This window comes from Hymenobacter sp. BT188 (assembly GCF_014333585.1).
GTDB lineage: Bacteria > Bacteroidota > Bacteroidia > Cytophagales > Hymenobacteraceae > Hymenobacter.
The window spans coordinates 408223-431236 of sequence record NZ_JACSCW010000001.1; the positions used below are offsets into that span (position 1 = coordinate 408223).

A 23014-nucleotide genomic window follows, 5' to 3' on the forward strand; every position below is an offset into this window, starting at 1 on the left:
TTTAGTCCACAGTGGACTAAAGATTGAGCACTCCGCTTTTTAGCTTAGGCAGTTTGTTACATATAAGCGGCTGCCCCTGATCAGGAGCAGCCGCTTATTTATGAAGTATGCAGGCTGGTTAGCGCGTGTATTCTAGTTCGGTATATGGCTCACCAGCTTTGGCTACGCTACGCAACTTAAGCGAAGAAGCAGACAGCGAAGTAATCTGGTATTCTTTGGCCTCACCCAAATTGAGCGTTAGTGCTTTCTTGTCGGTGCTGAGAGCCCAAGTACCCGGCTTAGCTGGCGTTTTAGAATCTTTATCGCAAACATTAGCGCCTTCCAACTCCGTCAATTCACCCGTTGCCTCGAAATGCAGCTTGTTATCCTTGCTGCACTCGTCTAGCATCATGAATATATTGGTGGTTCTGACGTTGTTTGGGGTTGGCACGATGCCTTTGTAGGCTACTAGCTGCCAATCACCGGCCAAAGAAGCATCCGTCGAAGACTGGGATGTAGCGCGGGGAGATGGAGATTCTTCTAGCTGCTTTTCGCAAGAGGCAAACAGCATGGTGCCCAACGAAAGGGCCGTAAGCAGACGTACTTTGGTCATGAAAAGAGAGAATGGTGAATAGAAATGAACGCGTAGAAATAGACCGTATAGCTATGAATTTAAGGGGATGCGCAAAAGCATTAGAAGAGTGAAGAGCAGTTGAATTACCTTGAAGAAGTGTAATTACTCATATATCCTGGCTGCAAATATAGATACCGCTTTTGTATACACCATCAAAAGCGTCCTAAAACGTACCTATAAAATTATGTCAATTGTATTTTGTTAATATATATTTAAGCTAAGAATGCTGACAAATAAGAAAGCCTGCTAAAGCCTCATCTATAGGGGGCCTTAACAGGCTTATATGTACTATATAACAATATTATGATTTAGTCTTTGCCTCAAGCAGCGTGACTACCTCTTTATTATTGGCAGCCTTAGCACTGGTAAGGGCTGTGTTTCCGTCTTCATCCTTAGCCTGCAAGTCGGCACCACTAGCTAATAGTAGCTCTATGAGCTCCTTGCTGCCTTTTCCGGCCGCATAGTGAAGCGCAGTTGCTTGAAAAGCATCACGCCAGTTGATTTTTGCTTTATACTGAAGCAGTGATTTTACGATAGCCACATTATTATTTGTAGCCGCTGCAATCAGATAACTAGTAGGAAAACCAGGAACGATTTCGATAACGTGATTGGGGTCAGCTCCTGTTTTTAACAGGGTTTCGACAGCGGTGGTGTTGCTTTTTAAAACCGCCGTATATAATTCCTTACTTTTATCCTGAGCTGCTGAGACATAAGCCAAGCTCATAAATAACAAGCAAAAGAGGGCAATCTTTTTCATACAAAAGGGTGGTAAAGTGAACGTGATATTGCGTAAAAGTACAATATCACGTTCTTTCTATCAACATCCTCTTTTACCAAATTAAAATGGTAGAAGCCACAAAGGAGCCCTCTTTAAATTGAAGATTCTTAGCTGGCTGCGGCTAGATGTTTTTGCTTCTTCTTTTTCGCTTTTTTCAACCGGTTCAGCCAAAGAATAACGCCGGTAATCGGGAATGTAAAGCCCAACACGCATACTATTAAGGCAATAATTTTGGAAGGCATCCCAAAAATGGCCCCCGTGTGCACTGGCTTAAAGGAGCGTCGTACCCGTTGTCCTAAATTACGATCCTGAAAGTTGAGCTTGCCCAAAACCTGACCGGTATACTGATCTAGGTATAGTTCATCATTGGCTGATTCGTGGGGGGCATTTGCCGGTAACATAGCTATGCGCACCGACTCGGCAGAGTCTTTGGGAAGTTGGATGTTGAAGTTTTGGGCCGTAGGCACCTGCTGACGCGCTATTGCATAGGCCGCATCATAAGTGAGGCGCAAATCGGTTGAAGCAACTACTGATTTCGGTGGCTCGGGGCCTTTCATCTCTGAATTGGTGAGCGTGAATATGCCTTTATTAAACCACTCAAATGACCAAGCCAAGCCCGTAAAAGCGAATACGAATAGAAACAGCGCGCTATAAAACCCGAGCACAATGTGCAAATCATGGTTGAGGCGCTTCCAGCTGGCATCCCACTTTACGGAGAGGCGCTGACGTAGTACCTTCCCCGTTGCAGGCCACCATAGCACCAAGCCAGTACCGATGATAAACAAGAAAAATAAGGTGCTCACACCTACAACGAACTTGCCTACCGCACCGGCCACCATGCCCCGGTGCAGGGCAAACATGGTGTAGAAGAATGTGTCGCGGTAAACGTAAGGGCCCACAACCTGCCCGGAGTATGGATTGACAAAGTATTTGGGGCCACCTCCGCCTTCACCGCCACCTTTTGGTTTTTCGCCTGCTTTTGCCCCTTTAGTGTTAGCAGCCGGGCCTGCTTGCGCCACTGGGGGGCTTTTCTCACCGGCTTTATCGCCAGCTAAGCTCACTTCTACCGTACGCAAAGGGTCAGTATATACCTTCATGCCCGTTACTTTGGCCTGAGGCACTGAGACTTGCACTGCCTGGGTTATTTGCTGAAGCGAAAGACGAGTCTGGGTAGTAGGTGCCTCAACAAAGTAGCGCTCTGGGTGCCAAGCCTGCTCCAGTTCCTTCTCAAAAACCAGAACCGCCCCTGTAAAGCAGAGCACCGCTATAACCAAGCCGGATGCAAGACTCAAGTATAAGTGAATTGTGCGGAAGAAGATTTTCATAATGGTAGCCTTAAATTTGTTTAAGGGGAGGCCTGTCGCTCTTTAATTAAAATCTAATCAACTGCGCAACAATAATTTACCACTTTACTCCCACGGTGAGGAAGTAGCTGCGGCCGTCGGAGGGCAGAATGCCGGGGCCGGGGTAGCCAGTGGCGCGGCGGGTAAAGTAAATGTTATTGGTCAGATTGTTCACGCTGCCCTCCAGTTTGAGCCAACGATGCTCCCACGACACGGAGGCATCCATGACATGATAGGCCGGAATGCGGCCGACCACGGCCGAAACGCCACCGTCCGTGGCATTGGTGGCATCCGTGAACTGGTCGGAAAGGTAAGTGTACTGAAAGGATGCTTTTAGGGGGCCGTAGCCCGCTCGCGTGCCGGCTTTTAGGTTTAGGTTGGGCACAAACTCTACCTGGTTGCCCTTTACGCCAGCTATTTCGCTGGCCGTGTAGCGGCCGTGAATCAGGGCTACGTTGCCAAACGTCGACCACGACCACTGACCGGCCTGGGGCTGCCACAGGCGCAACACGTCGGCCTCGGCATAGGACTCAACGCCCAGAATCAGGGCGCGGCCAATGTTGCCGCGGCGACGCAGCACCCGGTCGTTCTCGTCGTAGGTCTGCACTTCGCCAATGCGGTTGCCGTAGTTCAGGGCAAACAGGCTCACGTCGTAGGTGAGCCACTGGCCTTGCTCTCCGCGCAGGCCCGCGTCGGCCGAGAAGCCGCGCTCGTCCTGAAGGTTGGGGTCGATGATGGCCGAGGGGTTGGCGATGCGCATGTCGCTGAAGGTGATGGAGCGGTAGTTCTGCGAGATGTTGGCGTAAAACTCACGCTCTTCCTGGGGCTTGAAGCTCACCCCAATGCCGCCCAGCAGGAAGCCGCGCGGGCTGGTGCGCTGCTCATCCTGGCGCGTTACTTCGGTAATGTTGCCGGCCAAATCCCGGTCTACTACGCCATAAAAGCCGTTGGCGCGGGTGCGGATATACTCGTAGCGCAAGCCTGGCGTAATCGAAATCTGGTCGTTGAGATACAGAATGTTTTCGGCGAAGAAGGCGACGTTGTGGTTGGGGAAGCGGTAGTCGGAGTAGCTGGAAGTGGAAAGCGCGTCGGGCTCCACGAAGCGAAAATCGGCGCCTCGGCCAGCGGGGCCGAAGCCCTGAATGCTATGATTATAGCCCCGGTAGTAGCGTGTGCCCAGCAGGAGCACGCCATTTTTGCCCCCCAGAGTGTAGCGGTTGAGGTAGCGAGCTTCAAGACCAACGTTGCGGAAGTCGCCGGTAATCAGGTCGCGGCCTAGCTCGTCGTCATCATTGGTGTCGACGCGGTTGGGCCGGAAACCCAGAGACTTTCTGGTAGCCAGCAGCCCGAAGGTGGTCAGGTTGAGGTTAGCACGCGGATTTAGCTTCCAGTCGGTCGAGACGTTGAATAGGTTCCAGTTCACCTCAAACCAGTTACGCTCCCGGTTCGACTGGCGCGGGTCACGGGCAAACTGTTGGTCGCTCAGGCCGCCGGGCTGCTGGGCTAGGTAGTCCATGTGAGTCACCTGGGCGCCCACTTTGAGGTTTTCAGTGAATTGGTAGCGCAGGTCAGCGTAGGCGGTTTTGCTGTCGAAATGAGAGTTGGGTCGCCAGCCATCGCCGCGCTTGTACTGGGCGAAAGTGTAGTAGCTGAGCTTCTTTACCGTGCCGCTCACGCTATTAAAGGAGTTGAAAAAGCCGTAAGAACCGACGGTTTGCCGCGAGGTGACGGCCACCGTCTTGTCGGTTTCGGGGGCACGCAGTTCGAAGTTGATCAGGCCTCCAAACTGGGTGCCGTATTGCAAAGACGCTGCCCCGCGCACCAGCTGAATGCGCTTGATGGCCTCGATGGGCGGAGTGTAATAGCTTTCGGGGTAGCCCAGGGCATCGGCCGAGATGTCGTAGCTGTTCTGGCGCACGTTGAAGTTGGCCGTGCGGTTGGGGTCGAGGCCGCGGCCCCCGATGCTGAGCTGAAGGCCGCCCTGGTCATTTTCCCAGATGTTGAGGCCCGCCACGCGCGCGTACACCTGTCGGGCGTTGTTGGTAGCCAGGTTAGCTACCAGGTTATCGGGAATGATGACTTCCGACTTTTTGGCCGCGAAAATGGCAGTTCCTTCTACCTCCCGCAGGCGGGTTTGTCCAAACCGACTCTGGGGGGCAGATATCACTACCTCTTTCAGCGTCCGCTCGCGGCGCGCCAACGTAAACTCCTGAAGGCCCAGGTTTTCCGTCAGACTTACCTCTACTCTGAGCGGCTCATGGCTAATGGAAGAAAACTGCAACTGCTGGCGGCCCGGCCCCAAGTTGGGCACCACGAACAAACCAGCGCTGTCTGTGCGGACAATCTGGCGGGAGCCTTTCAGGTACACTTCGCAGCCAGCCACGGGCTGTCCCGTACTGGCTTCTCGCACCAGGCCATTGAGCGTGAGGCGCTGGGCTATAGTGGGGTGCTGGAACAGCATGCTAACCACAAGCAGCCAAAAACTATAAACCGCTAATCGCATCTTCAAAAGGTAAAATCCAGTTCTTGGGCCGCCAAGTGTCGGTTTCGCGGGCCAAGTCTACGGTGGGGTCGATATAAGATTTGCCCAGGCGCCCATTCAGGCTCACGTAGGCATCAGCGTACACCTGCGGACGATGTACGCCCTGACGAGCGTAATAGTCGCGCAGGTAGTGGGCGAATTGCACCATCATGTCAGGCTGGGTAGACAGCATCTTTTCCTGCAACACGCTAAGGTGTTCGTAATTATTCACTAAGCGAGCCCGCCCCGTGGCACCGTCCACGACCTTAAACTGCACTTGCCCCATTTTTTCCATCAGCATTACCCGCCACGAAAAACGGTAGCCTTCCTCGGTCCAGAATAGCTCATTGGGATAAAGCAGATAGCGAAACGGTAAGAGCAGCTGCACCACAAAAAAGCCCCCCAGCCCCATAAGAAGCAACTGACGAACCGCTAGCCGGTAGACTAGCGGCGCGGTGGCGCGGGGGGCAAAAACGGATAAGCGCAGCACGCGGCGCAGGAACTGCAAAGCCCGCTCATGCTCGGCCGCTGGGAAAAAAATCAGCGCGGCCACAATCATCACGTACGGGAACATACCGATAGGAAAAAGCACGGCCGTAAGCACATGAAATACAACCACGGCCGCGTAGGCGTAGGGGCGGGTGAAGCGGTTAAGCAGAAAAAACGGCACCGTTAGGTCGTAGAAAGCACCAAACCAGCTGAAGGCATAGGCCACCCAAGGATAGTTGAACAGAAAGCCGACTAGGGGTAGATCGTTTTTGGCGGGCAGCCAGATGCGCAGCGGCATAGCCTCAAGCAGCCAATCCGAGTTCAGCTTGGCCAAACCAGCGTAGAAATACACGATGCCCAATAGCAGGCGCAGGGCATCCACGGTCCAACGGGGCACCTGGTCGTGCCAGCGGCTGGGGTTACGGTGAGCATCCAGGGAAAAGTAGCAGCCCGTGGGCAGCACAATGAGCAGCAGCGCTACCAGACTCACAAAATAGTAGTGGTTCAAGTAGGTGCTTTTGTCCATGAGCTCTATATAAGTAAAGCTCAGAAACAGGCCAATGGCCGCTGAGCGGTACCACCACCCCACGGCTACGAGCAAGGCACACAGGCCACACACCGCAAACAACCCATACGTGAGCGGCCCCAGAGGCTTTATCCACTCAAAGCCGTAGTAAGAAAAGAAAAACTTGGGTTTCAGATACAGCTCCGCAATCCAGCCCTTACTCCAGAAACGAACTACGCTGGCCACTACCAGCAGGCCAAAAGCCAACCGGAACGTAGCCAGCGGAGCCGCTGAGGTATACGAATGCAAGTAGCGCTGCAGGTGACGGCCCAGCATTAGTCGCCGTCGTTGTCGACGTAAGTGACGGTGATACCCAGCGCCGAGGTCATGTCTACTTTGATCATGCGCACGGCCTTCTGCATCTCATTATACGAGGCCACCGCGTCGGCATTGCGGGTGCGGATAGCGGAATACAGGTCGGGGCTCAGGGAAGTAAGCTTCTGATACGACACCCCAAGCTGAGCGTTAATAATGTCGCTCAGAGTCTGGTTGGTGCGGCTGTCTTTGGCCCCCAGGGCATTGAGGTAAGCTTTCAGGGAAGGCTGCGTGGCGGTGCGACCGTTGAAAAACAGCTGCACCGCCGTGTGGGCCGTCGTGGCTAGCTGCACAGGCAAGGTCCCGCGGAAATAGTACGCTTCAATCTTGTCGGGCACGGGATTACCCGTCATGATGCCGGCCGGAATACCCACTTTGCCCGCTCGCAGGTAGCGCTCGAAATACAAGGAGTAGGCATTGATCACCCGGGATAGGGAACTGCTGGCGTCTGTGCCGACGCTGTTGATGAAGGTGGTACGGTAAGAGCCATTCCACTCGGCGTACACCTTGCCAAACTTCTCATCCATTTTGCCGACTACATCCATGAGGTAGCGACGATGATTGGCCGACGAGGCATACTGCTGCACGATGGCCGCGTCATCGGCGGCTAGGCCGTTAAGCAGATAATCCAGGGCTGGGAAGCCTTGCTGGGGAATGGTCGTGGCTAAGTCAAAGTTGTATGTGCCAGAGCTGATGTTCTGGCGGATGCCGGTGGCATCCGTAGGGTAGATGTTGAGGTGATTCCGCAGGCTCGCGGTTTCGGCGGGTCCAAACTCAAACATTTCCACTTTCTGCCACTCCACGTAAGCCTGCTGCCAAGCCTGGCGCGCCTCCAGCAGACTGGCCGTAGTGGGGGCGGCCGTAAAGGCGGTGGTCTTGGTTTTCAGTGCCATCAACTTGTCGTTGAAGCGCTGGTAGCCAGGCTTTATTAAGCTGTCGGCCCACTGCGTGAGCAGGGCTTTGCGGTCGGGCGTGGAACTAGGGGTAGGCTCAGGGGTGCCGCTGCTGGGGTCTTTCTGGCAGCTGAGCATCACACAGGCCATAAGCAGGAGCGAGAGGGCGGAAATGAGCGTCTTTTTCATCGGGTCGGTTTCTATTGCTACACCACCGCCCTACGCAGCTTGCTGCGCAGGGCGGTGGTGTAGTCCGCTAGCGCGCGGACGTAATACTATTGAATACTAAACTTCGACTTGATGGCATTGATAGCGACATCGGCCTGGGCATTGGTCAAGCTCCAAGCCCCTTGGCTGCCGGAGAGCAAGCCGTTGAGCAGGCCATCAGAAAAGGCAGCGTCGGCGCCAAACTTGGTGCAGAAGCGCAGGGAGTAGATAAAGCCGAGTCCTTCGCCCAAGGCGTGGGCTTTGGAGGGTAGATCGGGGAAGCCTTTCCAGTTGGTCAGATAAGAAACGGCCGATAAAGCAATGGTTTTCTCTAACTCCGTGCGGATGATGTCGGCCTGAGCTTTCAGGGTGGCCTTGTCGTTATTAACAATAGCGGCGCGACCTTTCAGGAAAGCCATATACACGTTAGGCGCGGCCGGTCCGTTCTTCTCGTTCAGGTAGCCAGCCAGGAAACGCTCCCGTGGCGTGAGGTTGATGTCGGTGGTCATAATGGCATTAGCCGTCATATAGCCGTAGGCCATGTCCCAGTTGTGCTCCAGCTCTGTATAGGGTTTGCCCTCAATGGTCTTGCTATTGTTGGCGTTCAAAGCCTGGTCGGTCAGCAGCACATTGTTGATCTGGTCAAGTAATAGGGCTCCGATTAGCGCCTTCTGAATCACTTGGTTTACCTCAATGCCTTTGCCATCAACCAAATAGCGGCCCAAACGACCGGCGTTGCCGGGTGTGGCCGTATTATTTACCGACTGACTTGCCACTGCTAAAGCAGCCAGATTGTTATCAATATAAGTGCGGGAGGCCTCGGCATTGGTAGCGGGGAAAGAAGCAGCCGTAGCGGTACGCAACTGCACGCCCGATGTGTTTAAGGCAGGTACGGAAAATGGAGCGCCCGTATTACTGTAATAATTGCGAAGGGTAGTTGCATCCAGGGTGGAGGGGGAAGCCGGCGCGGCTACGGCCACCTTGGCCATATATGTGTTCAGTTCTGAGAACATATCCAAGCGTACAGACGCCGTGCCTAGGTCAACGGTCGATTGGCCGCTGGCGTCCTTGAATGACTCAGTGTATTTAGAACTGGACGTTAGCGTAGCGGCATTAATGTTTGTCCGCAAGGCTGGCGCCGTCTCGTCTTCATTTTTGTCACAAGCAGTAAAGCCAAAAGCCAAGGCGACCACTGCAGCAGCGTATTTAAACGACATGTAGATAGAAGGAAGGTTAGAGTTTGATATTGCAAATATAATGGGCTTATCTGGAATGCTTATAAATAGAGTAATCTTTTTTAGAAAATTTCTAAACAGACTAAGTGCGGGTTTTCAAAGCAGGCATAGAAGTAAGCCTATAGCCTGATTGTAAGCTCGTCTCTTCCGTTTAATTCAAGTAGAAAGGCTAACTACTGATTTAGGTATAGGCGCAGTGAAAGGCCTCCAGTCAACCAGATGCTTGCAGAATATGCACCAAAATGCCTCCAGAGGTTGGTTTAAGTTCTGCCTTTTAGAGGACTTGCAGGGTCACTGGTGCCAGCTCAAAAACCTCGGCCAGCAATTCATAGGAACGGAGCCTGTCAGCGAAGTCGTAGGTGATGGTGACGGCTGTAATTTCTTCTACTCCATAAGAGGTGGCCAGAGCAGTAAGCTGCGCGTGTACCTGCTCGGGCGTGCCGCTCACCATGCGCTGCCGATGATAAGTAAGGCGAGCCCGCAGCTCGGGCGTAAGCGGGTAGTCGCGCACGGAATCATAAGAACCGATGGAGGTTCGGTCGCCGGTTTCGAGCTTCAGCATTTGCAGAGCCAGGGTTTCGGCGAGTTCTTGGGCTTTCGCTTCCGTATCGGCGCAAAGCACGAAAAGGGCCACCGTAGCACGCGGCGCGGCCAACTCATCCGACGGCCGGAAACGCTCCTTGTACAGCCGAACCATGTCAGGCCCGCCCACAGGATTGATGAAATGAGCAAACGAAAACGACGCTCCCAAATGCGCCGCAAACAGCCCGCTTTGTCCGCTGGAGCTGAGCAGCCACAGTTCCGGCATAGTGGTAGCGAAGGGCGCGGCCTTTACTTTTTCGTGGACGGTGTTAGGTATTACCTCATCGCGCAGGAAACCCCGCAGATCCATGAGTTGGTCTACAAAATCCTCATCGCGAAAGGTATTTTGGGGGTTGAGTACATGCGCTGTTAGGCGGTCGGTGCCGGGCGCGCGGCCGATGCCTAAGTCAATTCGGCCGGGGTAAAGCGTTTCAAGTAGGCGAAAATTTTCGGCCACCTTCAGAGCGCTGTAATGGGGCAGCATAACCCCACCGGAACCTAGCCGGATGTGCTGAGTTTCAGCCCCCAAGCGTCCTAAAAGGACCTCGGGAGCAGAGCCAGCCAACGTACCGGTATTATGATGCTCCGACACCCAAAAGCGGGTGTAGCCCAGTTGATCGGTGAGGCGAGCGAGTTGTATCGTTTCTTCAAGCGCCTGGCGTGCCGTGCCGCCCTGCCGAACGGGAGACTGGTCGAGGACGCTGAGGCGAAGTGTATTGGTCATGATGCGAGTTTGTGTAGCCTTGGGATAGACGCTATAACCCCGTGGCGGCTCATCATGTTCAGTCTACACCGTTTTGTTAGCTAGATGCGCGGCTACTCGGCCGCTACGGCTACGGGTTGGCTGATAGCGTTGCTCTCGCGCAGCGGCAACTCCGGGATAAACAACGTCGCTACCCAACCCGCCATCACCAATAACAAGGTACAGAGGTAGATACGGGAAATAGCGTGCGTAAATGCCGCGCGAACAGCCGGTGTAGAATTGCCGGCAACCTGAGCCAAGCCGGGGGGCAAACTAGGACCTTCCGTAACGCTCGCCTCTGTGGATGCGGCCGGTGTGGTAATAGTAGCAGGTAATGACTGCGCTAAATTGAAGGTAAGTACCGCGCCAAGACCAGCCGCTGCAATAGCGCCGCCAATCTGCCGGAAAAACTGGCTGGCTGATGTTGCTTGGCCCAGCAAACGAGGCTCGATGGCGTTCTGTACCGCCAGCGTATAAAGCGGCATGCTCGGCCCAAGGCCCAGACCGCAGAGTACCACGTAAAGCAATACCTGATAGTAGGTTACGTCGGCAGACATGGTGGCCAGCAGGCTTAGCCCGATCATCAGCACTACGCCGCCGCCCAGCATCCAGCGCTTGTAGTGGCCGAAGCGCGACACCATTTGGCCCGCCAGCATGGAGCCCGTTACCACTCCCAACGAGAGCGGAATAAGGCTGACCCCAGCCTGCGTAGCGGTGGTGCCCAGCACATTCACCATAAATAGGGGCTCGAAAATAATGATGCTCAAAAAAGCCCCCCCGAGGAGAAAAAGCGCCAGATTGGCCGTACGAAACACCTTATTGTCGAACAGCGAGAAGTCGAGAATGGGGTTGGTGGCGCGGCGGGAGCGAACCACAAACAGCGTAAGTGCCGCCAGGGCCAAAGCAAAAAGGCACAGCGTAGTAGGCGAAGTCCAGCCATACATGGCTTTATTTAGTTGCAACGCAATGACCAACGGCCCCAGTCCCAGCATCAGCAGTATGGCGGCCAGATAGTCGAGCGGTTGCTGCTCGCCGCGGGGGCGTAGGGCTGGCATCCGGGACAGAATAAACCACAAGGCTAGGCCACCTAGCGGAATGTTTACATAAAAAACTAAACGCCAGCCCTCTACACCTGGCAGTAGTCCGTCGCCGTGGTCGGTTAACAGTCCCCCCAGAAAGGGTCCCAGCACCGACGAAAGCCCAAACGTAGCCCCCACAAATCCCTGGTACTTACCGCGTTCGGCGGGAGGAAACAAGTCGGCAATGATAATGAAGGCCATGGCAAACAGCCCTGCTCCGCCAAGGCCCTGAATGGCCCGGAAGATGATCAGCTGGCTCATGCCATCGCCGAGCAGGGGCAAGGTGCCAAATTCGCCCGCTAGCCCGCACAATGCCGAACCAAACAAGAACACCAGAACAGCCGTGACCTCGATGGTGCGCCGCGAGTACATATCGGCCAGCTTGCCATAAATGGGCACCAGCGCCGTGCTGGCCACCAAATAGGCGGTGGCAACCCACGTAAAACGATCGAGGCCGTGCAGGTCGCCCACGATGCGTGGCAGGGCAGTGGCCACAATGGTTTGGTCGAGGGAGCCCAGGAAAAGGGCCAGCAGCACACCAGCCAAAGTCATCAGCTTGGTGCGTTGGGTAAGCGAGTCAGTCATATTCAAACAGGTCGGACTGAGTTACGCGGTATCAGACGCTTAGTTGGATTTACGCGGCAAGCGCCGCCTGATCAAACTGGGAACGCTAGTTCAGCCAGGCCAGCATCGTGCATAGAGTAGAGCGCCCGGGGCCGACAAATGTTTCAGATAAATAAGGAACACCCAAACGAGCAAACTACCTTCGCCGGCATTATTCAAAATTGACCCTTGATGACCCTCACCCTGGCCTTGCTGTGTTTTTTTGCCTTTCTGGCTGGTTTCGTGGATTCGATGGTGGGCGGCGGCGGCCTGATTCAGTTGCCGGCTATGTTGCTGCTGCTCAAAGGGGTGCCTGTGCCAGTTATACTTGGAACGGGCAAAGTGTCGTCGTTGGCGGGCACGGCTACGGCTCTGTGGCGCTATGCGGGGCGGGTGCCTATGCAGTGGCGCAGCGTAGGGGCGGCGGCAATTACGGCCGGCGTGTTTTCGTTTGCCGGAGCGCGGGTGGTAAGTCTGCTGCCCAGCGAGCTGCTGCGGCCGCTGGTGCTGGGCTTATTGGTCGTGATTGCCGCCTATACTTTCTGGCGCAAAGATTTTGGCGCAATTCACGCCCCGCGTCTCACGCCCAGCCGCGAAACGCTCTACGGCGTGCTGGTAGGTGCGATTCTGGGTTTCTACGACGGTTTTTTTGGCCCCGGTACGGGCAGTTTGCTGCTGTTTGCCTTCGTGGGGCTGTTTGGCTACGACTTCCTCACTGCTTCGGCTTCGGCCAAACTGGTGAACGTGGCCACCAACCTCACCAGTCTGCTTTACTTTGCCTTCACCGACCAGATTCTTTATCACATTGCCCTGCCCATGGCCGCCTGCAATATGCTGGGCTCGACCCTAGGGGCGCGCATGGCTTTAAAGCAAGGTACTGGCTTCGTGCGCGTGTTGTTTCTGGTGGTCGTCTGCGGCATCATTCTGAAGCTGGCGTACGATACGTTTGGCCATACAGCTTAATGCATAGAATGCATTTGTCCGCTAAAGATGACAAGCACTAATCCACTGAGACCAGCATTATCTCGCCTCGTTCTGGCAAAGACGTATATGACTCCTCGATTCTATCCGCTGATCCTAGGAGCATTAATGTTGGTTGGCTGTAATAATCCTTCCACTGCTTCCGATCCATTACAATCGCAAATTGGTAGCTCTGGTGCAGCTGATTCAGCCGCTTCTCGCACTTATCGGTTGCGTCTCACGCAATTAGGTACAGCAGATCAACAAGACAGGCAGGAATTTATAGCTGTGCTCCGCCAATACGGTCTAGGATCAGCCCAATTCGCTGCTGCCCGCCGCCACATGGGGCATAAGGATTCCCTGCGCCTGCGCCAGTTTTTGGTCTTGGAAAAACGCTATGGCTGGCCCCATAAAAGCCAGGTAGGAGCCGAAGCTATCGTGTACGCCTATCTTTTAGTACAACATGCGCCGAAACAAGTTCAGCTTAGCTACCGACATAAAATCCAGACTTCTTACGAACGTGGTGAGCTTCCGGGAGCTGATTATGCTACGTATCTGGATCGGATGCTTGGGTATGAGGGGAAGCCCCAACGCTATGGGACTCAATATGATATCCGGGTGTTAGCCAATGGCCGGGAGGAAAGCTATCTGTTGCCCATTGAGGACCTTTCGCAGGTCGATGAGCGCCGCGAAACCGTGCAACTAGAGCCTCTGCTGCCCCAGCTCGTGCCCGGAACGCTGGTTTTCAAGCCGGGAATGAAATAGGCTGCTTCTCATGTATTCAGGCAAAAGTAACCCTATCAAAAAGGCGGTCATGCTGAGCGTAGTCGAAGCATCTCTACTGGTTAGTAATCAATGCTAGTGCAACGAAGCGGGAGAGATGCTTCGACTACGCTCAGCATGACCGCCTAATGTAAGATGAATAAAAAAGCCCCCAGATAGATTAGTGGGGGGCTTTTTTATGCTTGCGAGAAAGTGCTTAGTCTTGGTTGCTGGGCAGGCCGGGTACCGGATTACCTTGGGCGGCACTCGAGTTCGGTACACCCATTTTTTCTTCCCGCTTGCGCTGATAGCGATTAAACTGCTCCGGCGACAACACGTCTTTCAACGCGGCCAGCCGCGATTGGCCGATGTCTTCCACGATGCCATTTAGCTTGCGCAAATCGGTGCGGTAGCGTAGGCGGGCGGTTTCCACGTTGCGCACGCTGGTCAGGTTTATCTGATTCACTTTTACGACTTGCGGCGGCGTGAGGCCTAATGCCTGACGCATATTATCGGTGAGGGCTTTGGCACGGGCTTCTACTTTGTCGGCAGCAGGTGCGGGGGCCGCTGCGCTTGGTTTGGCTGGCGTTGCCGCTTTGGGCTTTGCAGCTGCCGTAGTTGCTGATTTGGGTTTAGCTGCGGTTTGAGCCTGCGTAAAGCTGGGAACCAGAATCAGGAGAAGGAAAGCAGCAAAAAGGGGAGTCTTCATGTCAGAATAAATAATTCGGTGGCCAAAAAACGGGCGCCCGGTGCAAAGATGTGTCAGAAAATGGGACCTGGAAACAAGCTTTTCAGCACGTAAATATGGTGCCAGAAAGGAGTAATGGGCTTGTAACGCAGGTAAGCGCCTATTCATGCCCTGTCAAGGCAAAAAAAAAGCCCCCCGGCCAGCGTAACCTTTCCTTCGCCATTCCATACTAGAAAGCATGAAGCAGAAAAATCAACCTAAGTGGCTGGCTTTGGCTGGCATGGGCGCCGTGGTAGCTGCTGCGGCGCTGTGGTCTAACCGCCGCGGCTCCTACGATTTGACCGGTCGCGTGGTCCTGATTACGGGTGGCTCGCGGGGGCTGGGTTTGGTGCTGGCCCGTCAGGCCGTAGCCGAAGGAGCCAAAGTAGCAATCTGCGCCCGCGACGCCGAAGAGCTGGAGCGCGCGCGTCAGGAACTGGCCGCCGGGGGCACCGAAGTAGTAGCCCTGCAGCGCGACCTCACCGATCCGGAGGCCGTTCGCTCCCTCATAGCTGAAGTGCAGGAGCAGTTAGGCTTCATCGATGTGCTCATCAACAACGCCGGCATTATCACCGCTGGCCCCCTCGACCACATGGAGCTGCGCGAGTATCAGGATTCGATGGATACGCACTTTTGGGCGCCGCTGCACGCCATGCAGGCCGTATTGCCGGCCATGCGGCGGCGAGGTGAGGGGCGCATTGTTAATATAGCATCGGTGGGGGGCAAAGTGCCGATTCCGCACTTGGCTCCGTACTGCGCCAGCAAGTTTGCGTTGGTTGGGCTCTCGGAAAGCTTTCGAATTGAGCTCAAGCAGCATGGCATTCTGGTCACTACTATCTGCCCCAACTTGCTGCGCACGGGCAGCGCCCGTCATGCCATCGTGAAAGGCAGGCACAAGGAAGAGTACGCCACCTTTGTGGTGGCTGACTCTCTGCCAGTGCTGACGCTGGATGCTGAAGCCGCGGCTCGCCGCATCTGGAATGCCTGCCGCCGCGGCGATGCTGAAGTAATAGTTGGTACGCCTGCCAAGCTGCTCGCGGGTTTGCACGGCCTTATTCCTGGCACTACCACCGACCTCTTGAGCTTAGTAAATCGCGCGCTGCCGGGGGAAAACGGAGAATTGGGCGACGAACGCCGCCACGGTTACGAAAGTGAGTCGGCGGTTAGCCGCTCCTGGGTAACGACGCTCACGCGCAAAGCTGAAAAGGAGAATAATGAGCTGACTAGTGATAAGTAAGAACTGACTTTCTTCTATCAGTATTAGGATGTAGCGACGCGTATTCGCGCCTTAATCATTGAACAGTCGCAACTGTACCCGTTGACCTAAACACCGTCAGCAACGACCAGACGCGAATACGCGTCGCTACATCCTACTGTCACTCTACGTTTTACCAGCTATATCACTTAGCGAAAGTCTGATCAAGAAGCAGATACCGGGTGCGGTTCTGCTCGGGCTCGGCTCGCGTTGTAACGTCAATGCGTAAAATCTGCGCGTTACCGCCTGTTTTAGCAGCAGGCCACGTAGGTAATCCAACACCATTCGGATTGCCCGTTTTGATGAAATTGGCAAAGTAGCTCTGCATCGTTTCCGATACTTTGTAGTCATCCGGTGTCCAGGCGTACACTTTGTTGGTGGCTAGGTTGCCGAGAGCATATTCAATTTCTGCTGAGTGTGAAGCTCCTTTAGCGGCGGGCTCGTTGCCCATGGCCGGGTTCATGGCAGGGCGTGGGCGCTCATAAAGGTAGCGATACACGGGCTGACCACCAGTTTGGCTGTGCATATCGCTCCATTTCCAGGTGCTATAGGCAATAAACCGGTCACCGGCTAGGTCAGTGGCCGATTGCTCCGCCTCTTGCTGAGTAGTCGCTGGGTAAAGCCTTAGTACCTCGTCGGCGCGTGCACCGTAGAGTTTTTGCACCGCACTCCGAAAGTTTTCGGGCGTAGCGGGTTCATTTCCGAGCAGAAATGGAGCACTCATTTCCTGCGAATTCCACCCCACCAGCAGCGGCACGCGCGCTTGCTGGCCGGCGATAAACGTAGCAGTGGGCGACTGCGTGAAAAAGTAGCCATCGATGGTAGGAGCGAAGCGCGGTACACCGGGCTTGCTGGCTGCTTCAAGAAGCTGTTGGGCCGGTAGCGCCCGCAAGGCCGCCAACGAAGTAGCTCCAACACTGGTAGCAAAGGCTGCCCCGTTTTTTTCCGCTTCGGCTAAAGGCAACGGCCCAAAACTGGTATTCAGCATGGAGCCACTTTCGCCAATAGCTCTGGCAAACAGGTCTTTAGATAACGGCGACGCCATCTGCGCGCTCACCGACATAGAGCCCGCCGACTCTCCGGCAATGGTCACCTTTTTAGGGTCGCCACCAAAGGCCGCAATATTCTGCTGTACCCAGCGTAAGGCAGCACTTTGATCCAGAAAACCATAGTTGCCAGATGCCTTTTGCGGTGATTCTTTGGATAGATCCGGATGGGCCAGGAAGCCAAAGACGCCCAGCCGATAATTCACGGTCACGGCCACAATACCGCGCTTAGCCATGCTTTCGCCATCGTAGCGGGGCTCTGAACCATCGCCGGCAATGAAGCCGCCGCCATAGAAATACACCAGCACCGGCAGCTTCTCATTCGCTGATTTAGCCGGCGTCCACACATTCAGGTACAGACAATCTTCACTCACACCATCGGAGCGAAAGTTCATGTCGCTGTAAATGGGCAATTGCATGGCCTGGGGTCCAAATTTTTTGGCTTGGCGCGTTCCTGTCCAGTTTTTGACCGGCTGAGGCTCCCGCCACCGCAAGTCCCCGACGGGTGGCGCAGCAAACGGCACGCCCTTGAATTCGTGAATACCGCTGGCCGCCGTGCCACCTTCCAGCAAACCATTGGCTGTCTGCACGCGATTGGACATAGTGGCTGTGGGGGGCTTTTTTGCCTGGCCAAAAGCTACGGGCAAACCTGGCATAATAAGGAGCAAAAGTAGCAGTATTGTTTTCATAGGTAATTGGGAGTGAGAAGCTTAATACACGACGAAGGTCAAACTAGCGCAGCTAGCAGCAAGCCAAAAAATAATTTGTTGACCATAAGGTTGATAGTTGGTAGAAGTGCCGTCAAATATCCCCGGCTCCTATCGCAGCCCAATATGACGCAGGTGGGGAAGTTACGGGTAACAATGATTTAATGGGCGAGCTTCGGTACGTATACCTTACGACATCACAGCCGGGCACTAAAAATGAATAACTGGGAAAGACGAATACGAAGCTGGAAATGGAAGTATTGCTTGTGAAGAATAGAAAATACATAGCCCAAAAAGCCCCCAGAACTACTTCTGGGAGACTTTTTCGATTACAGTACCTGGCAGCGCGGACACACATACGTTGCTCGCCCGCCCACGTAGCTCTTGTCAATCAGGACTTTGGGGTGGCGCGGACAAAACTTATGCTGCTCCGAGCCGGGCGTAGCAGAGTCGTCCCATTCGCGGGCGTGGATAAGGAAGGATGCTGGAAAGTGGCGATAAGTAGCTTCATGCTGAATGGCCGTTTGCAGTACTAATTGGATAGCCATACTCAGTGCTTTAAACTCATTGTCGGTCAGGGAGTTGGCAATCCGCTCAGGATGAAGTTTAGCTTGGAATAACACCTCATCCACAATCCAGTTACCTAAGCCTGCCGTGATACGCTGATCGAGCAGGAGGGGCTTAAGGATGGTTTTTTTGCCCCCCAGTGCTCGCTTAAGATAATCGGCGCTGACGTCGAGGGCATCGGGGCCGAGCTTCTTGGCTTTCTGGTATGCTTCCACACTATCGGCCAGACGGATGCGCCCGAACTTACGAGGGTCGATGAAAGCCACGCGCAGGCCGTCGGCCAAGTGCAGGGCTACGCGGGTGAAGCGAGGCGCATCGTGGTCGTCGCGGTAGGCGCCTATGTCGCCGGTCATGCCGAAGTGGAGGGCCAGCACAGCACCGTCGTTCAGCTCTAGAAAGCAGTTTTTTCCGATGCGGCGGGTGGCCGTTACCTGCCGGCCGACTACGCCTTGGCGGAGCGTGTCTTCGTCGGTGCCCAGCACGTGCGCGTCGCGTACTTCGAAGGCGGTAATCGGTTGGTGGAGAATAATATCGTCGAGAAAGCGACGGTAGGTTTCTACTTCGGGTAGTTCGGGCACTGAGGTAGCGGCTTAGGAAGGATAAGAATCGAAAAATGACCTTTGGGGAGCATTTTTTAGAAAAATCAACTTCTTGTTAACCAGCTTTTCTCTCCGAAGTTCCGAACTGCAAAGACCAGCGAGGCGCGTGCCCTAAATTCGCATAGTACCTACGGCGACCACGACGGCGGTGCCACCAATCTGCACCATCTCAATGGACTCATGCGAGCCCCTGACACTCACTTGCACAGTGCCGGGCCGGTCGAGCCAATGCCCCTGCTCGGCCACAAAATTGAGCGTGTCGAGGTAGCGATAATGCCAAAGGTAAGCTGCCATGCCGCCCGTTGCCGAGCCCGTAACGGGATCTTCGATGGTATCGGGGGGCACGCCGAAGTGGCGGGCGAAAGTGTGGCCAGCCTTCGTAGCGCCCCCCAGACAGAACAAATGGGGACTGAAGAAGTCGCTGGAGGCGCGGTACTTACGGAATGCAACTGGCTCTGGAGGAGTGGCGCGGCGCAGGGCGTCGTGGTTGCGGAGCAGCACCATGAGCTGCGGTGTGCCGGTACTCACCGTTTGGATAAGCGCGCTGGGGTAAAGGTCATTGGGGGTCAGCCCAAAGAAAGGCATTACTATTTCTGGCTCGTGCACGGCACCAAACACCGGGCGGCGCTGAGTCATGACGACGTGCGTCGGTTTTTGCCCCCCAGGCGCCAGTACGTCAATCTGAATTGGGCCTTCCTGCAACTCCATTTGCAAGGTGGTATGGATGCCAGCCAATGGCAGACGACCCGCATAAATAAGAGCCGTGACAGCGGCAATGGTAGGGTGGCCTGCCAGCGGTAACTCTTCAGCCGGAGTAAAATAGCGCAGCCCAAAATCGGCTGTAACCGACTGGCGCACAAACACTGTTTCTGATTGGTTGAACTCGCGGGCTACCTTCTGCATGGTTTCAGCAGAAAGTTCATCTGCATCAAATACCACCGCACACGGATTTCCGCTTAGCGCTGTTTGGGTAAAAGCATCGACAAGCAAAAAGGGGTAGGAAACGGGCATAGGCGCGGCAAGAACGGAACCTCTAAGGTAGGAAGAGTACGGAGAGTTAGATATAAAAAAAAGCTAATTCCTCGGGGGAGAAATTAGCTTTAGACAAAAACTCAACCAATACTTACGAAGGGTCTGAAAGGCGGCCTACCTGCTCGCCATCGGTGTCATATACGCCGCCATTTGCACTTACATATAAGCGGCGCTGCTGCCCATCGGTAAGCACATAAGGAAATGTGCGGCTGCTGGAGCGGGTGAGGCGGCCGACTACTTCAGCCGAGCGGCTGTTGCGGCCCAAACGCACTATACTCAGACGATCAGTGAGATAGTAGTGCTCGTCAGGGTTATCGCGGAAGGTGATTTTGCCAATCACGCTGACCGTATTGCTAGCTGTATGTACCGGGGTAGAAGGTGGGGTGCGCTGGGTTAAAACGGCCGGAGCAGCGGAAGGAGCGGAAGCATTTCTGCTGGCTACAATCTGTCCGTTGGCACGCTGCCAGCCCTCGCCAATGGCTTTGAGGCGAGTAGGGCGGCCAGGGTGCGTAGCCGAAGCCTGATCATCGGCAATGACGGCCATTGCCGCCTGGGCCTGGGCTAAGCTAGCGCCCATTTTGCGCAGCACGAATCCCGAAAACTCGTCGGCCTCCAGCTCATCGGTGGGGTTGCTGCCGCCGGCGCGCAGGGTGTGGCCGTTGAGGTGGTGGCCCATCTCGTGGGCCAAAATGCTGATGCCAGCCCAGTCGGTGCGGCCCGCCTGATTCACGGCGCCAACAAACTGCGGATTGTACAGCAGGTAGCGCTGCCCGTTGTAGACAACGGCCGCCGCATTCTGCACTTCTGAAGTGGAGCGTAACTCGAAGCGGGGCTTCAATCCGACCACATCCGTGATTTCGCGCAGCACGTCGCGCTGGCCGCCATTATTTGATTGGGCGGAAGCTGCGTTACCTGATAAAAAAAGCCCCCCAGCAAGCAACAGGCCTGCAAAACGGCGGAAGATGCGGTTGGTTTTCATAGACAAAGTTTGATAAAGTTGACGCTTTACAAAGGCAACTTTCCGGCCAGAGGCACAAAGCAGTCAGCTTGTCAGCGGTTCGAAATTATAACGTCATCTGGGGGGCTTTTCGTTTGAAAAACGTAGAAAAAGTAAAATTTAGTTGTCGAGCTATAAGGCGGTTAGGTGTGAGGAGCCTCTAGCACGCACATCATCTATCACAAGGCCGTCGTCATAAATATAGAGGTCATGCAGATCATGTGGCGCATAAAGCCAGGGACGAAGCATCTCGCGTGCTGACGAGAGATTAGTAATTCTGCATCAGCACGCGAGATGCTTCGGCTCCGCCTCTGCATGACGTTCTTTATTAGTGACATACTTGAATGATTAGTCTTTGGTCTAAGATTACGCTAATGCCGGGACGCCTTCGGTGGGTGTAGAGGTTGTGCGTTCGCCAATTTGCTGACGCCACATGGCGTAATACAATCCTTTGGTAGCCAGCAGCTCAGCGTGGCGGCCTTGCTCCGCAATCCGGCCGCGCTCCAGCACATAAATGCGGTCGGCGTGAAGCACGGTGCTCAGGCGGTGGGCAATGAGAATAGTAATGTGCTGGCGCGAGCCCGATAGCTCCCGCACGGTCTGGCTGATTTCCTCCTCGGTAAGCGAATCGAGGGATGAGGTGGCTTCGTCGAAAACCAGCAAAGTCGGGCGGCGCAATAGGGCCCTGGCGATACTCAGGCGCTGCTTTTCGCCCCCCGATACTTTCACGCCGCCTTCCCCAATGACAGTATCCAGGCCTTGCGGGGCGCGGGCCAGCAGCGAGTCGGCGGCGGCTTGGTGCAGGGCGCGCAGACACTCCTCATCGGTGGCTTGGGGGGCCACAAACAGGAGGTTTTCGCGGATGGTGCCAGCGAATAGCTGGGTATCCTGCGTTACAAAGCCAATCTGTTCGCGCAGCTGGTCGAGGTCAAGCTCGTTGCCGGGCAAATCGTTGTAGAGAATCTGGCCGCTGGCAGGTGGATAGAGGCCAACGAGAAGCTTCACTAAGGTTGTTTTGCCCGAACCCGAAGGCCCTACGAAGGCAATGGTTTCACCAAGTTTGGTATCGAAGGAAATGCCATCCAGAGCCGCGTTATTGGCCGACAAATGCTGGAAGCGAACATTGTCAAAACGCAGCGTTTGTATTTGCTCAATGCGCTTCGGATTACTGGGTTTTACCTCTTTCGGCGTGTCCAGAATCTGCTGGTAATTGGCTAGCGAAGCCTCAGTTTCGCGATAAATATTGATGATGTTGCCCAACTCCTGCAAAGGGCCAAAAATGAAGAAAGAGTAGATGAAGAGGGAGAAGAATTCGCCAACCGTAATGCGCCCATTCACCACCAGAAACAGCATGAGCAGCAGAATACCGTTGCGCAGCAGGTTCACGAAAGTGCCCTGAATAAACGATAGGGAACGGATGTAGCGCACCTTCTTCAGCTCCAGTTTCAAAATCTTGTCGGTGGTGGCATTGAGGCGCAAGGTTTCCTGCTGACCCAGCCCCAGGCTTTTGACTAGTTCAATATTGCGCAGACTCTCCGTAGTGGCACCCGCTAAGGCAGTAGTTTCGGCCACGATGGTCTTCTGTATTACCTTGATTTTCTTGCTCAATACGGAGCTAAGAATACCCAGCAGCGGAATGGTGAGAAAGTACACTGGGGCAATAACCCAGTACACCGTAATGGCATATACAACCACGAAAATGATACCCACCAGCGAAGTGAAAAGCACGTTTACGAAGCTTTGAATAAGCTTTTCTACGTCGGAGCGCACCTTCTGAAGCTTGCCTAATGTTTCGCCCGAGCGTTGATCCTCGAATACCTGATATGGCAGTTCCAGAGAGTGGCGGAGACCATCAGAATACAGTTGGGCTCCCAAACGCTGGGTGATGACATTGACGTAGTAATCCTGGAAGTTTTTGGCGATGCGCGACACCATCGCCACGCCCATAGCGGCCAGAATCAGCACGCCTGCCCCACGGATAAAAGTGCCCGGATTGATGTCATGCAGCTCGCCGCCGGGCTGCACCACGTACTGGTCAATAATTTTGCGGAAAATCCAGGGGTCGAGGAGCGAGAAGATCTGGTTGACGGCTGCCAGGGCTAGAGCCAAAGCCAGTAGACCTCGATATTGACGCAGATAAGCGTAGAGTAGGCGCATGGAGAGGGAGAGTTATGGCTGAAAAGCCGCGAGCCTGAGTAGAAGTTTAAGAAAAGGCTCAGGCAATACCCAATTTACTCCCAACTTCCTCCTAAAGCCAATAACAGCTACGCTTTGTAACGTAGTTGATTAGCCTGAATTTGAGCGCACCAAGATGCTGTATTCGGCATAATCTGGTCGGCATCGCTACAGGCGAAGCTGTGTTGGTAGTGTCCTAGTGTGAGCCGCCCTATCTGGCGG

At 54.6% G+C, this 23014-nt stretch carries 18 protein-coding genes; 3 read left to right on the forward strand and 15 right to left on the reverse strand.

Annotated elements, in window-relative coordinates; genetic code table 11:
• Positions 1–118 precede the first annotated feature (118 nt).
• The 9 genes from H8B13_RS01690 to H8B13_RS01730 all read right to left on the reverse strand — a co-directional run bounded on the left by H8B13_RS01690 (position 119) and on the right by H8B13_RS01730 (position 11947).
• Positions 119–592 (reverse strand): lipocalin family protein, encoded by a 474-nt coding sequence (locus H8B13_RS01690; protein WP_187309093.1) that lies wholly within the window; start codon positions 590–592, stop codon positions 119–121.
• Positions 593–914: 322 nt separating this feature from the next.
• A complete protein-coding gene (locus tag H8B13_RS01695) occupies positions 915–1370 on the reverse strand; it encodes an ankyrin repeat domain-containing protein (protein ID WP_187309094.1) in 456 nt (151 codons plus the stop codon).
• A gap of 128 nt (positions 1371–1498) precedes the next feature.
• Positions 1499–2716 carry a PepSY-associated TM helix domain-containing protein gene (locus H8B13_RS01700; RefSeq protein ID WP_187309095.1) on the reverse strand — a complete coding sequence of 406 codons (1218 nt, stop codon included), beginning with the start codon at positions 2714–2716 and terminating at the stop codon, positions 1499–1501.
• Positions 2717–2792: 76 nt separating this feature from the next.
• A complete protein-coding gene (locus tag H8B13_RS01705; protein ID WP_261990184.1) occupies positions 2793–5195 on the reverse strand; it encodes a TonB-dependent receptor in 2403 nt (800 codons plus the stop codon).
• A gap of 22 nt (positions 5196–5217) precedes the next feature.
• Positions 5218–6585 carry an HTTM domain-containing protein gene (locus tag H8B13_RS01710; protein ID WP_187309097.1) on the reverse strand — a complete coding sequence of 456 codons (1368 nt, stop codon included), beginning with the start codon at positions 6583–6585 and terminating at the stop codon, positions 5218–5220.
• The gene (locus H8B13_RS01715; RefSeq protein ID WP_187309098.1) at positions 6585–7706 is read right to left on the reverse strand and encodes an imelysin family protein; all 1122 of its coding nucleotides are present in this window, start codon (positions 7704–7706) and stop codon (positions 6585–6587) included. Before H8B13_RS01715 ends, H8B13_RS01710 begins: the two co-directional genes overlap by 1 nt.
• A gap of 86 nt (positions 7707–7792) precedes the next feature.
• Positions 7793–8941, reverse strand: a complete 1149-nt coding sequence (locus tag H8B13_RS01720; protein WP_187309099.1) for a DUF4856 domain-containing protein — start codon at positions 8939–8941, stop codon at positions 7793–7795.
• Positions 8942–9233: 292 nt separating this feature from the next.
• On the reverse strand, positions 9234–10265 hold the full coding sequence (locus H8B13_RS01725) for an LLM class flavin-dependent oxidoreductase (protein ID WP_187309100.1): 1032 nt from the start codon (positions 10263–10265) through the stop codon (positions 9234–9236).
• A gap of 92 nt (positions 10266–10357) precedes the next feature.
• Entirely contained in the window at positions 10358–11947 is a 1590-nt protein-coding gene (locus H8B13_RS01730) for an MDR family MFS transporter (protein WP_261990185.1), read from the reverse strand.
• Positions 11948–12157: 210 nt separating this feature from the next.
• Between H8B13_RS01730 and H8B13_RS01735 the strand changes: the two genes are divergently transcribed.
• Together H8B13_RS01735 and H8B13_RS01740 are read left to right on the forward strand one after the other, a co-directional pair.
• Positions 12158–12928 (forward strand): sulfite exporter TauE/SafE family protein, encoded by a 771-nt coding sequence (locus H8B13_RS01735; RefSeq protein ID WP_187309101.1) that lies wholly within the window; start codon positions 12158–12160, stop codon positions 12926–12928.
• Positions 12929–13015: 87 nt separating this feature from the next.
• Entirely contained in the window at positions 13016–13690 is a 675-nt protein-coding gene (locus tag H8B13_RS01740) for a DUF6624 domain-containing protein (protein ID WP_187309102.1), read from the forward strand.
• Between the two features lie 214 nt (positions 13691–13904).
• Here H8B13_RS01740 and H8B13_RS01745 read toward each other — a convergent pair whose 3' ends face one another.
• Positions 13905–14396 (reverse strand): hypothetical protein, encoded by a 492-nt coding sequence (locus H8B13_RS01745; RefSeq protein ID WP_187309103.1) that lies wholly within the window; start codon positions 14394–14396, stop codon positions 13905–13907.
• Positions 14397–14613: 217 nt separating this feature from the next.
• On the opposite strand from H8B13_RS01745, the gene H8B13_RS01750 reads away from it, so the two are divergent.
• Entirely contained in the window at positions 14614–15651 is a 1038-nt protein-coding gene (locus tag H8B13_RS01750) for an SDR family NAD(P)-dependent oxidoreductase (RefSeq protein WP_187309104.1), read from the forward strand.
• Between the two features lie 163 nt (positions 15652–15814).
• Here the strand turns inward: H8B13_RS01750 and H8B13_RS01755 are convergent, their stop codons facing one another.
• The 5 genes from H8B13_RS01755 to H8B13_RS01775 all read right to left on the reverse strand — a co-directional run bounded on the left by H8B13_RS01755 (position 15815) and on the right by H8B13_RS01775 (position 22774).
• Positions 15815–17404 carry a carboxylesterase/lipase family protein gene (locus H8B13_RS01755; protein WP_187309105.1) on the reverse strand — a complete coding sequence of 530 codons (1590 nt, stop codon included), beginning with the start codon at positions 17402–17404 and terminating at the stop codon, positions 15815–15817.
• A 347-nt stretch (positions 17405–17751) separates the two neighbouring features.
• On the reverse strand, positions 17752–18567 hold the full coding sequence (mutM, locus tag H8B13_RS01760) for a DNA-formamidopyrimidine glycosylase (RefSeq protein ID WP_187309106.1): 816 nt from the start codon (positions 18565–18567) through the stop codon (positions 17752–17754).
• A 132-nt stretch (positions 18568–18699) separates the two neighbouring features.
• Positions 18700–19599: a PhzF family phenazine biosynthesis protein gene (locus H8B13_RS01765; protein ID WP_187309107.1), complete on the reverse strand. Its 900-nt coding sequence runs from the start codon at positions 19597–19599 to the stop codon at positions 18700–18702.
• A 112-nt stretch (positions 19600–19711) separates the two neighbouring features.
• A complete protein-coding gene (locus tag H8B13_RS01770) occupies positions 19712–20599 on the reverse strand; it encodes a membrane-binding protein (protein WP_187309108.1) in 888 nt (295 codons plus the stop codon).
• Between the two features lie 384 nt (positions 20600–20983).
• Positions 20984–22774: an ABC transporter ATP-binding protein gene (locus H8B13_RS01775; protein ID WP_187309109.1), complete on the reverse strand. Its 1791-nt coding sequence runs from the start codon at positions 22772–22774 to the stop codon at positions 20984–20986.
• Positions 22775–23014: the final 240 nt, after the last annotated feature.

What these genes read in the sequence shown, in the direction of transcription:
- H8B13_RS01690 (WP_187309093.1), bottom strand. Translation starts at nt 592, where the DNA reads ATGACCAAAGTACGTCTGCTTACGGCCCTTTCGTTGGGCACCATGCTG.
- H8B13_RS01695 (WP_187309094.1), bottom strand. Translation starts at nt 1,370, where the DNA reads ATGAAAAAGATTGCCCTCTTTTGCTTGTTATTTATGAGCTTGGCTTAT.
- H8B13_RS01700 (WP_187309095.1), bottom strand. Translation starts at nt 2,716, where the DNA reads ATGAAAATCTTCTTCCGCACAATTCACTTATACTTGAGTCTTGCATCC.
- H8B13_RS01705 (WP_261990184.1), bottom strand. Translation starts at nt 5,195, where the DNA reads ATGCTGTTCCAGCACCCCACTATAGCCCAGCGCCTCACGCTCAATGGC.
- H8B13_RS01710 (WP_187309097.1), bottom strand. Translation starts at nt 6,585, where the DNA reads ATGCTGGGCCGTCACCTGCAGCGCTACTTGCATTCGTATACCTCAGCG.
- H8B13_RS01715 (WP_187309098.1), bottom strand. Translation starts at nt 7,706, where the DNA reads ATGAAAAAGACGCTCATTTCCGCCCTCTCGCTCCTGCTTATGGCCTGT.
- H8B13_RS01720 (WP_187309099.1), bottom strand. Translation starts at nt 8,941, where the DNA reads ATGTCGTTTAAATACGCTGCTGCAGTGGTCGCCTTGGCTTTTGGCTTT.
- H8B13_RS01725 (WP_187309100.1), bottom strand. Translation starts at nt 10,265, where the DNA reads ATGACCAATACACTTCGCCTCAGCGTCCTCGACCAGTCTCCCGTTCGG.
- H8B13_RS01730 (WP_261990185.1), bottom strand. Translation starts at nt 11,947, where the DNA reads ATGACTGACTCGCTTACCCAACGCACCAAGCTGATGACTTTGGCTGGT.
- H8B13_RS01735 (WP_187309101.1), top strand. Translation starts at nt 12,158, where the DNA reads ATGACCCTCACCCTGGCCTTGCTGTGTTTTTTTGCCTTTCTGGCTGGT.
- H8B13_RS01740 (WP_187309102.1), top strand. Translation starts at nt 13,016, where the DNA reads ATGACTCCTCGATTCTATCCGCTGATCCTAGGAGCATTAATGTTGGTT.
- H8B13_RS01745 (WP_187309103.1), bottom strand. Translation starts at nt 14,396, where the DNA reads ATGAAGACTCCCCTTTTTGCTGCTTTCCTTCTCCTGATTCTGGTTCCC.
- H8B13_RS01750 (WP_187309104.1), top strand. Translation starts at nt 14,614, where the DNA reads ATGAAGCAGAAAAATCAACCTAAGTGGCTGGCTTTGGCTGGCATGGGC.
- H8B13_RS01755 (WP_187309105.1), bottom strand. Translation starts at nt 17,404, where the DNA reads ATGAAAACAATACTGCTACTTTTGCTCCTTATTATGCCAGGTTTGCCC.
- H8B13_RS01765 (WP_187309107.1), bottom strand. Translation starts at nt 19,599, where the DNA reads ATGCCCGTTTCCTACCCCTTTTTGCTTGTCGATGCTTTTACCCAAACA.
- H8B13_RS01770 (WP_187309108.1), bottom strand. Translation starts at nt 20,599, where the DNA reads ATGAAAACCAACCGCATCTTCCGCCGTTTTGCAGGCCTGTTGCTTGCT.
- H8B13_RS01775 (WP_187309109.1), bottom strand. Translation starts at nt 22,774, where the DNA reads ATGCGCCTACTCTACGCTTATCTGCGTCAATATCGAGGTCTACTGGCT.